Source organism: Actinomadura pelletieri DSM 43383 (assembly GCF_003634705.1).
Lineage (GTDB): Bacteria > Actinomycetota > Actinomycetes > Streptosporangiales > Streptosporangiaceae > Spirillospora > Spirillospora pelletieri.
Map to the genome: position 1 here is coordinate 58,784 of NZ_RBWU01000009.1, position 12,533 is coordinate 71,316.

10 protein-coding genes are annotated in these 12,533 nt (G+C 70.8%); 8 read left to right on the top strand and 2 right to left on the bottom strand.

Annotated elements, in window-relative coordinates:
* The first annotated feature begins 85 nt into the window (after nt 1-85).
* The 8 genes from ruvC (at nt 86) to BZB76_RS33350 (ending at nt 9,424) form a co-directional block, all read left to right on the top strand.
* The gene (ruvC, locus tag BZB76_RS33315) at nt 86-661 is read left to right on the top strand and encodes a crossover junction endodeoxyribonuclease RuvC (RefSeq protein WP_121438479.1); all 576 of its coding nucleotides are present in this window, start codon (nt 86-88) and stop codon (nt 659-661) included.
* Nucleotides 658-1,263 (top strand): Holliday junction branch migration protein RuvA, encoded by a 606-nt coding sequence (gene ruvA, locus BZB76_RS33320; RefSeq protein WP_121438429.1) that lies wholly within the window; start codon nt 658-660, stop codon nt 1,261-1,263. Before ruvC ends, ruvA begins: the two co-directional genes overlap by 4 nt.
* Entirely contained in the window at nt 1,260-2,348 is a 1,089-nt protein-coding gene (gene ruvB, locus BZB76_RS33325; protein ID WP_121438430.1) for a Holliday junction branch migration DNA helicase RuvB, read from the top strand. Before ruvA ends, ruvB begins: the two co-directional genes overlap by 4 nt.
* 175 nt (nt 2,349-2,523) lie before the next feature.
* Nucleotides 2,524-3,087 (top strand): preprotein translocase subunit YajC, encoded by a 564-nt coding sequence (yajC, locus tag BZB76_RS33330; RefSeq protein WP_121438431.1) that lies wholly within the window; start codon nt 2,524-2,526, stop codon nt 3,085-3,087.
* A 42-nt stretch (nt 3,088-3,129) separates the two neighbouring features.
* On the top strand, nt 3,130-4,929 hold the full coding sequence (gene secD, locus BZB76_RS33335; RefSeq protein WP_246007373.1) for a protein translocase subunit SecD: 1,800 nt from the start codon (nt 3,130-3,132) through the stop codon (nt 4,927-4,929).
* Nucleotides 4,930-4,931: 2 nt separating this feature from the next.
* Nucleotides 4,932-6,113 carry a protein translocase subunit SecF gene (gene secF / locus BZB76_RS33340; protein WP_121438432.1) on the top strand — a complete coding sequence of 394 codons (1,182 nt, stop codon included), beginning with the start codon at nt 4,932-4,934 and terminating at the stop codon, nt 6,111-6,113.
* Nucleotides 6,114-6,154: 41 nt separating this feature from the next.
* Entirely contained in the window at nt 6,155-6,679 is a 525-nt protein-coding gene (locus BZB76_RS33345) for an adenine phosphoribosyltransferase (protein ID WP_121438433.1), read from the top strand.
* A 570-nt stretch (nt 6,680-7,249) separates the two neighbouring features.
* On the top strand, nt 7,250-9,424 hold the full coding sequence (locus BZB76_RS33350) for a RelA/SpoT family protein (RefSeq protein WP_170180887.1): 2,175 nt from the start codon (nt 7,250-7,252) through the stop codon (nt 9,422-9,424).
* A 47-nt stretch (nt 9,425-9,471) separates the two neighbouring features.
* Here the strand turns inward: BZB76_RS33350 and aspS are convergent, their stop codons facing one another.
* Together aspS and hisS are read right to left on the bottom strand one after the other, a co-directional pair.
* Complete coding sequence (gene aspS, locus BZB76_RS33355; RefSeq protein WP_121438435.1) at nt 9,472-11,232, bottom strand: aspartate--tRNA ligase; 1,761 nt, start codon at nt 11,230-11,232, stop codon at nt 9,472-9,474.
* Entirely contained in the window at nt 11,229-12,521 is a 1,293-nt protein-coding gene (hisS, locus tag BZB76_RS33360) for a histidine--tRNA ligase (RefSeq protein WP_121438436.1), read from the bottom strand. Before hisS ends, aspS begins: the two co-directional genes overlap by 4 nt.
* Nucleotides 12,522-12,533 lie beyond the last annotated feature (12 nt).

Genomic DNA, 12,533 nt, shown 5'->3' on the forward strand with positions numbered 1-12,533 from the left:
CCCGGCCCACTGGACCGGCGCGCGTGAACAGGCGCGCGCCGAGTTGGTAGCGTGTTCGGCCGAACAGATGATCGAAGGAGCGGCCGTGCGGGTGATGGGGGTGGACCCCGGGCTCACCCGGTGCGGGGTGGGCGTCGTCGAGGGCGCCCCGGGCAAACGGCTCCACCTGGTGCACGTGTCCGTCGTGCGGACCGCGCCCGACGAGGACCACCCCCTGCGCCTGCTGGGCATCGAGTCGGGCATCGAGGCCCTCGTCGACGAGCTGCGTCCCGATGCCATCGCCGTCGAGCGGGTGTTCTCCCAGCACAACGTCCGCACCGTCATGGGCACCGCGCAGGCGGCCGGGATCGCGATCCTCGCGGCGGCCCGGCGCGGGCTGCCCGTCGCGCTGTACACCCCGAGCGAGGCCAAGGCCGCCGTGACCGGAAACGGCCGCGCCGACAAGGCGCAGATCACCAGGATGGTGACACGGCTGTTGTCCCTGGACACCGCGCCGAAGCCCGCCGACGCCGCGGACGCGCTCGCGCTCGCCATCTGCCATGTGTGGCGCGGCGGCGCCCAGCATCGCCTCGCCCACGCCCGGCGGTCGCGGATCGAGGAGGCGGCGCGGGCCGAGCGGGAGCGGCTCGCCGCCCGGACCAGAGGAGGAAGCAGCGAATGATCGCCTTCGTCAGCGGCCGGGTGGCCGCCGCCGGGCCCGACGGGGCGGTGATCGACGTGCACGGCGTCGGCCTGTCGGTGCAGTGCACCCCGGCCACGCTCGCCGGACTGCGGGTCGGCGAGGAGGCGACGGTCCCGACCTCCCTGGTCGTCCGCGAGGACTCCCTCACCCTGTTCGGTTTCGCCGACGACGACGAACGCGCCGTCTTCGAACTGCTGCAGACCGCGAGCGGCGTCGGGCCGCGCCTCGCGCTGGCGATGCTCGCCGTGCACACCCCCAACGCGCTGCGCCACGCGATGGCCACCGAGGACGTGACCGCGCTCACCAAGGTCCCCGGCATCGGCAAGAAGGGCGCCCAGCGGATCGTCCTGGAACTGCGGGACCGCCTCGGCGGCCCGGTCGGGGACGGCGCGGCCGACGTCCGGGTGCCCCTCCGCGCCGAACCGTGGCGCGAGCAGGTCCAGCTGGGCCTGATCAACCTCGGCTGGTCCGCCAAGGACGCCGACGCCGCCGTGGACGCCGTCGCCGCCGAACTCGACGGGGGCGAGACGCCCCCGGTCGCGACCCTGCTGCGGTCGGCGCTGAAGAAGCTGAGCAAATGAGCGCCGGAAGCGAACCCGAGCGGCTGGTGTCGGCGGACGCGGACGGGCCCGAGGAACAGGTGATCGAGGCCGCGCTGCGGCCGAAGCGGCTCGACGACTTCATCGGGCAGGAACGCGTCCGCGAACAACTGTCGCTCGTGCTGCACGGCGCGCTGCGGCGCGGCCGTACGCCCGACCACGTACTGCTGTCGGGCGGACCCGGCCTCGGCAAGACCACCCTCGCCATGATCATCGCCGCGGAGCTCGGGCAGCCGCTGCGGATCTCGTCCGGACCCGCCATCGAACGCGCCGGCGACCTCGCCGCGGTACTGTCGACCCTCGCCGAGGGCGAGGTGCTGTTCCTGGACGAGATCCACCGGCTGGCGCGGCCCGCCGAGGAGATGCTCTACATGGCGATGGAGGACTTCCGCGTCGACGTCGTCGTCGGCAAGGGGCCGGGCGCCACCGCGATCCCCCTCGACATCGCGCCGTTCACGCTGGTGGGCGCCACCACCCGCGCGGGGATGCTGCCGGGGCCGCTGCGCGACCGGTTCGGGTTCGTCGCGCACATGGACTTCTACGAGCCCGCCGAGCTGGAGATCATCGTCCGCCGGTCGGCGCGGCTGCTGGACGTGGAGATCACCGACGACGGCGCCGCCGAGGTCGCCGGACGCTCCCGGGGCACGCCCCGCATCGCCAACCGGCTGCTGCGCCGCGTCCGCGACTACGCCGAGGTTCGCGGCGACGGGAGGGTCGACAGGGAATCGGCCCGAACGGCACTGGCGTTGTACGAGGTGGACGAACGGGGCCTTGACCGGCTCGACCGCGCCGTCCTCGGGTCGCTGCTGCGCAAGTTCGGCGGGGGGCCGGTCGGCCTGTCGACGCTGGCGGTGTCGGTCGGGGAGGAACCGGAGACCGTGGAGGTCGTCGCGGAGCCGTTCCTCGTCCGGCAGGGGCTGCTGGCCAGGACGCCGCGGGGACGGGTCGCCACGGGCGCCGCGTGGGCGCATCTCGGGCTGACCCCGCCGCCGACCGCGCCGCTGGCCGGGACGCTGTTCGACCTGGACGACGACCGGGGCGAGAAGGCCGATCCCACCGAACAGTGATCATTCGGGTAACGGGTTGGGAACTTCCCGGCGTCGCCGGTCGTCGCGTCGTTGCCGGGGTCTCGCGTACTCTCTAGACTCCGGGACTTGGTTCACCGCCTCCAGCCGGCGGTCCCGTGAACGTGACCGGTCCGGTCACAGGCTGGGCAAACGACATCGGAAGGATGCCCCGGTAATGGGCAGCGAAGTTATTCTCGCGGCGGAGTCCGGCGGGAGCGGGGCTTTCAACCTGCTTCTGCTCCTCGCCGTTCCCCTGGTCTTCTACCTCCTGCTGATCCGGCCGCAGAGCAAGCGCCGCAAGCAGCAGTTGGAGATGCAGAACGCCATCGAGCCCGGCGCTCGGGTGGTGACGACCAGCGGTATGCGCGCGACGGTCGTGGCGGTCGACGACGACGGCGTGCTCCTGGAGATCGCCGACGGTGTGGAGGTCCACTTCCTCCGCCAGGCCGTCATGCAGGTCCTCAAGGACGACGAGCCGGCGGAACTCGACGACGACCAGGACGGCGACGAGGGCCGCGTCGACCTCGCCAAGGACGAGACCGCGACCGAGGACGAGGCCACGGACGAGGGCACGGACGAGGGCACGGACGAGGCCGCCGACAAGGCCGCGGACGACACCAAGGACGACCGGACGGACGAGACGGGCAAGGCGGAGGCGTCGGGCCAAGACGACGAGGCCGCGGAGTCCAAGCCCAGGAGGAGGCTGAAGGTCAAGGCCGCGGACAAGCCGTCCGCCTGACCCTCCGCCGGTGACGACTCAAGACGGGAAGTACGACGACCAGTGGCCCCGCCCAGTAACGCTCCCAAGCCCGGGCGCACGCTTCTCGCGCTCTTCGCAACCCTGCTGGTCCTCGCCGGCGTAGCGGTCTGGCAGGGCCAGACCACGCCGAAGCTGGGGCTCGACCTCGCCGGCGGGACGACCGTGACGCTCACCGCCAAGACGACGAGCGGCAAGAACCCGCCGACCGAGCAGATGGACCAGGCCGTCAAGATCATGACCCGGCGGGTCAACGGTCTGGGCGTGTCCGACGCCGAGGTCACCAAGCAGGGCAGCAACAACATCGTGGTGAACGTCCCCGGCGAGGGGCAGAGCCGCGTCGTCAGCCTGATCGGCACGACGGCGAAGTTGCAGTTCCGCCAGGTGTTCGCCATCGCCGACGGCAGGCCGTCGACCGGCCCCGCGCCGGCTCCGTCGGCGAGCTCGTCCGGCAAGCCGAAGAAGGGCGACAAGAGCCCCTCGCCCTCGGTGTCGCCGACCGCGAGCGCCAAGGCGTCGCCGTCGGCCACACCGCGCGGCAGGGCGCTGTCGGACGCGCTCACCGCGCCGACCCCGACACCGTCCGGGGCGGCGAGCCCGGCACCGTCGGCCCCGGCCTCGCCGTCGTCGCCGCTGGTCCCGCCGTCCGGCGCGCCCGTGCCCCCCGCCCAGGACTACGCCGGCGTGACCGACCCGGCGGTCATCAAGCAGTTCGAGGCCCTCAACTGCTACCAGGGCGACCGGCGCGCGCCCGGGTCCAACGACCCGAACCGCAAGTTCGTCGCCGCCTGCGACCAGGACGAGGAGTCCGACCAGGTCGCCAAGTACATCCTCGGCCCCGTCCGGGTGCTCGGCGAGAACGTCGACGAGGCCAACGCGATGCCGCCGAACTCCCAGCAGGGCCAGGCCAGCTGGTCGGTGTCGCTGGACTTCGACGGCAAGGGCGCCCGCCAGTTCGGCGAGGTCACCACCGACGCGTACGGGGCCTACCAGCAGGACCCGTCGTCCCCGCGAGCACAGGTCGCGATCGTCCTGGACGGCAGGGTCGTCTCCGCGCCCAGCATCCGCGAGGGCGCGATCACCGGCGGCACCGCCAGCATCGACGGCCCGCCCGACAGCTTCGACCAGCGGTACGCCACCGACCTCGCCAACGTCCTCAAGTACGGGGCGCTGCCGCTGGAGTTCACGCAGAGCTCCATCGACGAGGTGTCGTCCACGCTCGGGTCCGACCAGTTGACCGGCGGTCTCATCGCCGGAGCCATCGGGCTCGGCCTCGTCGTGCTCTACTGCATGTTCTACTACCGGGGCCTCGGTCTGGTGGCGGTCGCCAGCCTGGTCGTGGCCTCGGCCATCACCTATGTGGCGGTCGTGATCCTCGGTGAGGGGATGGGCTTCCGGCTCTCCCTGCCGCACATCATCGGCCTCATCGTGTCCATCGGCATCACCGCCGACTCGTTCATCGTCTACTTCGAACGACTGCGGGACGAGTTGAGGGCCGGGCGCAGGCTGCGGCCGTCGGTGGAGAGCGCCTGGAAGCGGGCGCGGCGCACCATCCTGGTCGCCGACGCCGTGACCTTCCTCGCCGCGCTCGTGCTGTACTTCCTCGCGGTCGGCGGTGTCGCCGGGTTCGCGTTCGCGATGGGCCTGACGACGCTCATCGACGTCATCGTCGTGTTCTTCTTCACCAAGCCGCTGGTCGCGCTCCTGTCGCGGACGGACTTCTTCGGCCGCGGCCATCCGCTCTCCGGCCTCGATCCGCGCAAGCTGCACCGCGTGGCACAGAGGTCGTCCGCCGCCACCGCCGGCACGAGCCAGGAGGCCTGACCATGGGACTGCGTGCCGTCACCTCGCGGATCTACCGCGGCGAGATCAGCGCCGACATCGTCGGCCGGCCCCGGCTCTGGACCGCGATCTCCGGGTTCCTGCTGGTGCTGTCCATCGCGGGACTGATCGTCCAGGGGCTCAACTTCGGCGTCGAGTTCAAGGGCGGGTCCGTCTTCACGTTCAAGGCCTCCAGCGCCTCGATCGAGGAGGTCCGCGGCGCGGTCTCCGCCGGCGGCGCCCACCAGGTCATCGTGCAGAAGGCCGGCGGTGACTGGCGGGTCACGACCGAGAGCCTGTCCTCGACCCATGTCACCCAGGTCAAGTCGAGCGTGGGCAAGGAGCTGAACGTCCCCACCGACAAGATCAGCACTCAGGTCGTGGGCGCGTCCTGGGGTGGTGAGATCCAGGAGAAGGCGTGGCAGGCGCTGATCGTCTTCATGGTTCTGATCATCCTGTATCTGTCGCTGGCGTTCGAGTGGCGGATGGCGCTGGCCGCCGTCGTCGCGCTGGTCCACGACCTGGTGATCACGGCGGGCGTGTACGCCTGGTCCGGGTTCGAGGTCACGCCGGCGACGCTGCTCGGCTTCCTGACGATCCTCGGCTACTCGCTGTACGACGCGGTCGTCGTGTTCGACATGATCAAGGAGGTCACCAAGCCGCTCGGCCCGACCTCCAGGACGACCTACAGCGAGGCGGCCAACCAGGCGCTCAGCAGCACCCTGGTCCGCTCCCTGAACACCTCGCTGGTCGCGATCCTGCCGGTCGGCGCGATCCTGTTCATCGGTACCACGCTGTTCGGCGCGGGCACGCTGAAGGACCTGTCGCTCGCCCTGTTCGTCGGCATGATCGTCGGGACGTACTCGTCGATCTGCGTGGCGACGCCGCTGCTCGTCCAGTTCAAGGAGCGCGAGCCGAAGTACAGGCAGATCCGCGAGAACCTGGCCCGGCGTGAGCAGAGCGCCAAGCGGCAGGCCAAGCAGAACAAGGCGACCAAGGTGAAGGCCGCGGCGGGCGCGTCCGGCGGCGGGACGGATGACGGTTCGGACGCCGACGCGTCCGGTGACGACACCGGTGAGCAGGCCACCGACGTCCGCCACACCGTCACCGTGCGCAAGGTGGTGCAGACCGGGCAGCGGCAGCAGCCGAAGCGCGGCACCCGCCAGCAGCGCCGGGGCGGCAAGTAGGCCGTGAGCGGGCGGCACGGAGTACGGGTGGGGGCGGGAACGTGGACCTCGGCAAGCTGATCCGGGAGCGGATCCGGGACGTCGACGACTACCCGAAGCCGGGGGTGGTGTTCAAGGACATCACCCCGCTGCTGGCCGACCATGTCGCGTTCGCCGGTGTCGTGGACGCGATCGTCAACCACCACGGGCGCGGCACCATCGACAAGATCGTCGGTATCGAGGCCCGGGGCTTCATTCTCGCCGCGCCCGTCGCCTACCACTTCGGCGCGGGCTTCGTCCCGGTGCGCAAGAAGGGGAAGTTGCCGTCGCGGACGCACGAGGAGACCTATGATCTCGAGTACGGGACCGAGACCATAGAGATCCACCACGACGCGTTCCGCCCGGGAGACCGGGTGCTGATCGTCGACGACGTCCTCGCCACCGGAGGGACGGCCGCGGCCGCGGCCGAACTCGTCCGCCGTGGCGGGGGCGATGTCGCCGGGCTGTCGGTTCTTCTCGAGCTGTCGTTCCTGCACGGGCGCGACAAACTGGGAAATTTGGACATCCATTCGCTGGTTACGGTCTAGAGGGAAATGGGTGGCGGATACACTGGGCGCCATCAGGGCCCGGTGGGGACGGGCGCATCCCGCCGGGTCGGGCGATGTAGGCCCGTGATGTAGGCCCGTAAGGACCAAGGAGGCTGGGTGCCAGGTGAGGTGGTATCGACCGACGCGGTGAACGACACCGCGCAGGACTCGTCCGGCCAGATCGCCGAAACGCGGGCCGCGCGACCGCAACCGTCACCGCCTGACGCCCCCGCATCGCAGAACGCCGCCCCGCAGGCCTCCGACGCGCAGTCCTCCGCGCCGCCGACCCGGCCATCGCCGAACCAGCCATCGCGAACCCAGCCGTCCGGGCCGCAGCCGTCGCAGGCCCGGCCGCCACAGACGCCGCCTCCGCAGGGCGGGCGCCCCCGGGCGTCCGCGCCGCCGAAGGCCCCGGAAACGCCGCCGGACTCCGGTCCACCCGCCGACGCCGCCGACCCCGTCGCGTCCGAGCCCTCCGTCCCGTCCAGGCCCACGCCGGCCACGATTCCACCGTCTGCCGCCCGGGTGCGCCGTAGGCTCGCCAGGTTGGGCGCCCAGCGCGGCCCCGCTATGAACCCGGTACTAGAACCACTGATCAAGACCGTCCGCAACACCCACCCCAAGGCCGACCTGCGGCTCATCGAGCGCGCCTACGACGTCGCCGCCCACCACCACCGCGACCAGAAACGCAAGAGCGGCGACCCCTACATCACCCATCCCCTCGCGGTCGCCACCATCCTCGCCGAGCTCGGCATGAACACCGAGACGCTCTGCGCGGCGCTGCTGCACGACACCGTCGAGGACACCCCCTACACGCTGGAGCAGCTCAAGGCCGACTTCGGCGACGAGATCGGCGCCCTGGTCGACGGTGTCACCAAGCTCGACAAGGTCAAGTACGGGGACGCCGCCGAGGCCGAGACCGTCCGCAAGATGGTCGTGGCGATGTCCCGCGACATCCGTGTCCTGGTGATCAAACTCGGTGACCGGCTGCACAACATGCGGACGCTGCGCTACATGCCGCGGCACAAGCAGGAGAAGAAGGCCCGCGAGACGCTGGAGGTGTTCGCGCCCCTCGCCCACCGCCTCGGCATGAACACGCTGAAGTGGGAGCTTGAGGACCTCGCGTTCGCCACCATGTACCCGAAGCGGTTCGACGAGATCGCCCGGCTGGTGTCCGAACGCGCCCCGCGCCGCGACGTGTACCTCCAGGAAGTGATCGAGAACGTCTCCACCGACCTGCGCGAGGCCCGGATCAAGGCCACCGTGACCGGTCGGCCGAAGCACTACTACTCGATCTACCAGAAGATGATCGCCCGGGACGTCAGCTTCGACGACATCTACGACCTGGTCGGCATCCGGGTCCTCGTCGACAGCGTCCGCGACTGCTACGCCGCGCTCGGCTCGATCCACGCGCGATGGAACCCGGTCCCCGGCCGGTTCAAGGACTACATCGCGATGCCGAAGTTCAACATGTACCAGTCGCTGCACACCACGGTGATCGGCCCCGAGGGCAAGCCCGTCGAGCTGCAGATCCGCACATGGGGGATGCACCGCCGCGCCGAGTACGGCGTCGCCGCGCACTGGAAGTACAAGGAGGAGACGGTCGGCGGCCGCAAGGCCGGTGACATGCAGTGGCTGCGCCAGCTCCTCGACTGGCAGAAGGAGACCGCCGACCCGGCCGAGTTCCTGGAGTCGCTGCGGTTCGACCTGTCGGTCTCCGAGGTGTTCGTGTTCACCCCGAAGGGCGACGTGATCGCGTTGCCGCAGGGGGCCACACCCGTCGACTTCGCGTACGCGATCCACACCGAGGTCGGGCACCGATGTATCGGCGCCCGTGTCAACGGCCGTCTCGTCCCCCTCGAATCGACCCTCGACAACGGCGACACCGTCGAGGTGTTCACCTCCAAGTCGCAGGACGCCGGCCCGAGCCGCGACTGGCTCGGCTTCGTCAAGAGCGCCCGCGCCCGCAACAAGATCAAGCACTGGTTCTCCAAGGAGCGCCGCGACACCGCGATCGAGTCCGGCAAGGACGCCATCGCCCGCGCGATGCGCAAGCAGAACATGCCGCTGCAGCGGATGATGTCCGGTGAGGCGCTGCTCGCCCTCGCCCGCGACATGCGCTACCCCGACGTGTCGTCGCTGTACGCGGCCGTCGGCGAGAGCCAGGTGTCGGCGCAGAACGTCGTCCAGAAGCTCGTGGAGGCGCTCGGCGGCGTGGAGAGCGCCGACGAGGACCTCGCCGAGATCGCGTTGCCGACGCGCCGCAAGCGCAGCCGTCCCGCCGGAGACCCGGGCGTCGTCGTCGCCGACGACCCCGACGTGTGGGTGCGCCTGTCGCGGTGCTGCACGCCCGTCCCGGGCGACGACATCATCGGGTTCGTCACCCGCGGCCACGGCGTGTCCGTGCACCGCGAGGACTGCGCGAACATCGCCAGCCTCAAGGCGCAGCCCGACCGGCTGATCGACGTCAAATGGTCCCCCGGCGAGGACTCGGTGTTCCTCGTCGCGATCCAGGTCGAGGCGCTCGACCGTCCCCGGCTGCTTTCGGACGTGACCCGCGTCCTGTCCGACCAGCACGTCAACATCCTGTCGGCGTCGGTCACCACGACCCGTGACCGGGTCGCGGTGTCGCGGTTCACGTTCGAGATGGGCGACCCGAAGCATCTCGGACACGTGCTGAAGGCCGTCCGGTCCATCGACGGGGTCTACGACGTCTACCGGACGACGAGCGGCGCCACCCGGTAACGGGCGGCGCCGCCCTCTCGTACGTACGGCTCGCTCGACCGGCTCGCTCAGCCGTCGGCGGGCTCGTCCTCGGGGATCACGTCCACCCCGGCCTCGGCGCGCTGCTGCGGCGTGATGGGGGTCGGCGCGGCCGTCAGCGGGTCGTACCCCGACGCGGCCTTCGGAAAGGCGATCACGTCGCGGATCGAGTCCTGCCGGGCGAGGAGCATGACGATCCGGTCCCAGCCGAACGCGATGCCGCCGTGCGGCGGCGGACCGAACTTGAACGCCTCCAGCAGGAACCCGAACTTCGACTCGGCCTCCTCCTTCGACAGGCCCAGCACGTCGAACACCCGCTGCTGCATCTCCGCGCGGTGGATACGGATGGACCCGCCGCCGATCTCCGTGCCGTTCAGGACGAGGTCGTAGGCGTTGGCGAGCGCGCCGCCCGGGTCGTCCTGGAACGTGTCGGCGAACTCCGGCTTCGGCGCCGTGAACGGGTGGTGCACGGACGTCCAGCCGATCTGCTCGCCGCGGTCGTCCTCCACCGGTTCGAAGATCGGCGCGTCGACGACCCACACGAACTTCCAGGCCGTCTCGTCGATCAGTTCGCGACGGCGGCCGATCTCCAGCCGGGCCGCGCCGAGCAGTTCCTGCGTGGCGTGCCGCTTGCCCGCCCCGAAGAAGACGGCGTCGCCGGGGGCGGCGCCGACCTTCGCGGCCAGCCCGGCCTTCTCGGTGTCGGACAGGTTCTTGGCGACGGGACCGCCGAGCGTGCCGTCGTCCTGGACGAGCACGTAGGCGAGGCCGCGGGCGCCGCGGGCCTTCGCCCAGTCCTGCCACGCGTCCAGTTCCCGCCGGGTCTGGGACGCGCCTCCGGGCATGACGACCGCGCCGACGTACGGGGCCTGGAACACCCGGAACGACGTTTCCGCGAAGTACTTGGTCATGTCGGTCAGCTCGACGCCGAACCTCAGGTCGGGCTTGTCGGAGCCGAACCGCGCCATCGCGTCGGCGTAGGTGATGTGGGGGATCGGGCGGGGGATCTCGTGCCCGTCGATCTCCTTCCACAGTCGGGCGACGAGGTCCTCGCCGACGGTCAGGACGTCGTCCTGGTCGCAGAACGACATCTCGATGTCGATCTGGGTGAACTCCGGCTGCCGGTCGGCGCGGAAGTCCTCGTCGCGGTAGCAGCGCGCGATCTGGTAGTAGCGCTCCAGCCCACCGACCATGAGCAGCTGCTTGAACAGCTGCGGCGACTGCGGCAACGCGTACCAGTGGCCCGGCTGGAGCCGCACGGGCACGAGGAAGTCGCGGGCGCCCTCCGGCGTCGACCGGGTCAGCGTCGGCGTCTCGACGTTGACGAAGCCGTGCTCGCGCATCACCTCGTGCGTCAGGAACGACGCCTCGGAACGGACCCGCATCGCCTTGGCGACGGCGTCGCGGCGCAGGTCCAGGTACCGGTACTTGAGGCGGATCTCCTCGTTGACGTTGACGTCGCCCTCGATGGGGAAGGGGAGCGGCGCCGCGTCCGACAGCACCTCGATGTCGGTGGCGGCGACCTCGACGTCGCCGGTGGGCAGTTCGGGGTTCTCGTTGCCCTCGGGCCGGACGCGGACCTCGCCGACGACCTTGACGCAGAACTCCGAGCGCAGGTCGTGCGCCGTGTCCTCTTCTCTGAAGACGACCTGCGCGACGCCGGACGCGTCCCGCAGGTCGATGAACGTGACGCCGCCGTGGTCGCGGCGACGGCCGACCCAGCCGGCCAGCGTGACCTGCCGTCCGGCGTGCTCCCTGCGGAGCGTCCCCGCCTCGTGCGAGCGGATCATGGTGCGAGCCTTTCCTTCAACGTCGTGACGATCTCGGTCAACGGGACGGCGGTCTGCTCGCCCTCGGCCAGATCCTTGACCTGGGCGACGCCGTCGGCGATATCTCGCTCCCCGAGGATCACGGCGTACCGGGCGCCCGAGCGGTCGGCGTCCTTCATCGCGCCCTTCAGCTTCTTGCCGCCGAACGCCATGTCGGCGGCGATTCCGGCCCGGCGCAGCTCGGCGACCAGGGTGAACAGGCGCCGTTCGGCCGTCTCGCCGAGCGGCACCCCGAACGCCTGGCAGCGCGGCCTGACGGTGAACGCGGCGCTCTCCGCCGCCGACTCCCGCTCCCGCGCCTCGGCGTCCATCGCGAGGAGCGTGCGGTCCAGGCCGAGGCCGAACCCGATGCCGGGCAGCGGAGGGCCGCCGATGTCCTCCGACAGCCCGTCGTAGCGTCCGCCGCCGCCGATGCCGGACTGCGCGCCGAGCAGCGGGTGGTCGAACTCGTACGTCGTGCGGGTGTAGTAGTCGAGGCCGCGGACGAGGGCGGGGGTGTCCTCCCACTCGATGCCGAGGTCGGCGAGCAGTTCCCGGACCCGGTCGTGGTGGGCCTTGCAGGCCGGGCACAGGTGGTCGGCCACCAGCGGCGCGTTCGCGAGTTGGGCGCGCACCTGCGGGCGCTTGTCGTCCAGCACCCGCAGCGGGTTCAGCTCGACGCGGGCGCGGGTGTCGTCGTCCAGGTCGAGGCCGCGCAGGAAGTCCTGCAGCAGCGCCCGGTAGGCCGGACGGCACTCCCGGCAGCCGAGCGAGTTCAGCAGCAGCCGCACCCGCGTCAGACCGACGGACCGGTACCAGTTCCACGCGATCGCGATCGTCTCCGCGTCGACGCGCGGGTCCTCGCTGCCGATCGCCTCCAGGTCGAGCTGGTAGAACTGCCGGAAGCGGCCCTGCTGCGGCCGCTCGGCGCGGAACGCGGGGCCCGTCGTCCACACCTTCACCGGCAGCGCGCCCTTGTGGAGGTTGTTCTCCAGGACGGAACGCAGCACCGACGCGGTGAACTCCGGACGCAGCGTCAGCGACCGGCCGCCCCTGTCCTCGAACGTGTACATCTCCTTCGACACCACGTCCGTGGACTCGCCGACGCCCCGTCTGAACAGATTGGTGTCCTCGAAGACGGCCAACTCCATGTAGCCGTAGCCGGCCAGCCGCGCCTGTTCGGCGAACGCCTCACGGACGGCATAGAGGAGATCCGCGCTGGGCGGAACGTATTCACTGACCCCCTTGGGGGCCCGGAAACTCGAACTCATCGTCTCTTAGGC